This is a genomic window from Methylobacterium sp. WL6, assembly GCF_008040095.1.
Taxonomy (GTDB): domain Bacteria; phylum Pseudomonadota; class Alphaproteobacteria; order Rhizobiales; family Beijerinckiaceae; genus Methylobacterium.
In genome coordinates, this window is sequence record NZ_VRVH01000478.1 from 1 (window position 1) to 2,283 (window position 2,283).

2 protein-coding genes are annotated in these 2,283 nt (G+C 67.8%); both read left to right on the plus strand.

What is annotated here, in order from left to right; translation table 11 throughout:
* The first annotated feature begins 3 nt into the window (after nucleotides 1-3).
* Complete coding sequence (locus FV230_RS27410; protein WP_147844611.1) at nucleotides 4-1,125, plus strand: ABC transporter permease; 1,122 nt, start codon at nucleotides 4-6, stop codon at nucleotides 1,123-1,125.
* A 688-nt stretch (nucleotides 1,126-1,813) separates the two neighbouring features.
* The coding region (locus tag FV230_RS27415; protein ID WP_147844610.1) for a MucR family transcriptional regulator at nucleotides 1,814-2,283 on the plus strand (470 nt) is incomplete at its 3' end.

Below are 2,283 nucleotides of genomic sequence, written 5' to 3' on the forward strand. Positions count from 1 at the left end.
GGCCTGCCCGAGGCGCGGCCGCTCGCGCCCCGCCGCGGCGGCCTGTCGCCGCTCAACCGGCGCCGGCTCGAGAACTTCCGCCGCAACCGGCTCGGCTACGTCTCGTTCCTGATCTTCCTGGCGCTGTTCGTCGTCAGCCTGTTCGCCGAGATCCTGGCCAACGACCGGCCGATCGTCGCCTCCTACAAGGGCGAGTGGCTGTTCCCGGTGCTGATCGACTACCCGGAGGAGAAGTTCGGCGGCTTCCTGGCGCGGACCGACTACCGCACCCCCGAGATCGCCAGGGAGATCGCCGAGAACGGCTGGGCGATCTGGCCGCCGATCCCGTTCTCCTACGACACCATCAATGACGGGCTGCCGACGCCCTCGCCCTCGCCGCCGACCTGGATGCTCACCGACGCGCAGTGCCACGCCGCCGAGACGGTGCCGGGGAAGGGCTGCGCCAGCATTCCCTGGCACTGGCTCGGCACCGACAACACCACGCGCGACGTGCTCGCCCGCGTGATCTACGGCTTCCGCATCTCGGTGCTGTTCGGGCTGATCCTGGCCGCCGTCTCCTCGCTGATCGGCGTAGTCGCCGGCGCGGTGCAGGGCTATTTCGGCGGCTGGGTCGACCTGTCGTTCCAGCGCTTCATCGAGGTCTGGGGCGGCATCCCGACCCTCTACCTGATCATCATCATCTCGGCCTTCATCGCGCCGGGCTTCTTCGTGCTGCTCGGGATCATGCTGCTGTTCTCGTGGGTGGCGCTGGTCAGCGTGGTGCGCGCCGAGTTCCTGCGCGCCCGCAACTTCGAGTACGTGCGGGCGGCCCGCGCGCTCGGCCTGTCGAACGTCCGCATCATGACGGTGCACCTGCTGCCCAACGCCATGGTGGCGACGCTGACCTTCCTGCCGTTCATCCTCAACGGCTCGATCACCACCCTGACCTCGCTCGACTTCCTCGGCTTCGGCCTGCCGCCCGGCTCGCCCTCGCTCGGCGAGCTGCTGGCCCAGGGCAAGGACAACCTCACCGCGCCCTGGCTCGGCCTGTCCGGCTTCCTGGTGATCGCCGCGATGCTGAGCCTGCTGGTCTTCGCCGGCGAGGCGGTGCGCGACGCGTTCGATCCGCGCAAGACCTTCCGCTGAGCAAGACCTTCCGCTGAGCGAACCCTGCCTCCGAACGCGCCTGTCCGCTCCGCAAGACTGTCCGTCGGCACCGGCGTCGCGCGAAGCGACTGTGTCCCGGAGATGCGCCCGCCGGCCGCGCGCCGCGAATGCCTCGCGCGAGGACCGGGCCGGCCCTCGGATGCTTGACGCCTGAGGTTCGAGCACCGTCGGCGCGGCGGGATCCTCCGGCCCGAGGCATCCGTTCCCACGCCCGGCCGCGAGAACATCATCGCGATACTTAGTATGTCTATACCGGTACGCGTGAATTCAAAATATCCCAGGCCATTGATCTTGGTGCGACACTTTTATCCACCATTGCGCAGACCTCCGGTTTGGACATAAAGCCGTCGCCCGGGCCGGCGGTCGCGCAAGACGCATCCGTCCAGCATTTGGCCCGCCCGCCCCGCCCGCGCGCGGGCGCTGTAACGGGTTCGGGCAACAGCGGAATCCCGCCCTCCGCAGTTGCAGAGATTTCGCGCGGCGCTGAGCACTGCATTGCTGCGGATGCCGGGTCGGTTGCACGGATAGCGCCGAAGCACGGCAGGCAAGATCCACACTTGTTCGTGTGTTGAGCACCGATAACCGCTCCGACATCCTTGCTTTCTCTGCCAAACATCATAATTCCTGCGGGTGGGGACCCATCAAGGAACAGGCAAGGAACGGACGTATGTCTGAAACTACACCGTCGGCACAGACCAGCAACGAGTATATCGAGCGGACCGTCGACGTCGTCGCGGCCTACGTGTCGAACAACTCCGTGCCGATCACGGAACTGCCGACGCTCATCGCCAGCATTCACGAGGCGCTGAACAACGTCGGCTCCGGAACGACCCCCGTCGCGGCCGAGACGGTCGAGAAGCCCAGCCCCGCGCAGATCCGCAAGTCGATCCGCCCCGACGGGCTGGTCAGCTTCATCGACGGCAAGTCCTACAAGACGCTGAAGCGCCACCTGACCAAGCACGGCCTCGACCCGCACAGCTACCGCGACCGCTACGGCCTGCCGGCCGACTACCCCACCACCTCGGCGAACTATTCGGCCCAGCGCTCGGCGCTCGCCAAGAGCCTCGGCCTCGGCCAGCCCGGCCGCTCGACCCCCGCCGAGGCCCCCGAGGAGGTCGAGGAGGCGGCGCCCGCGCC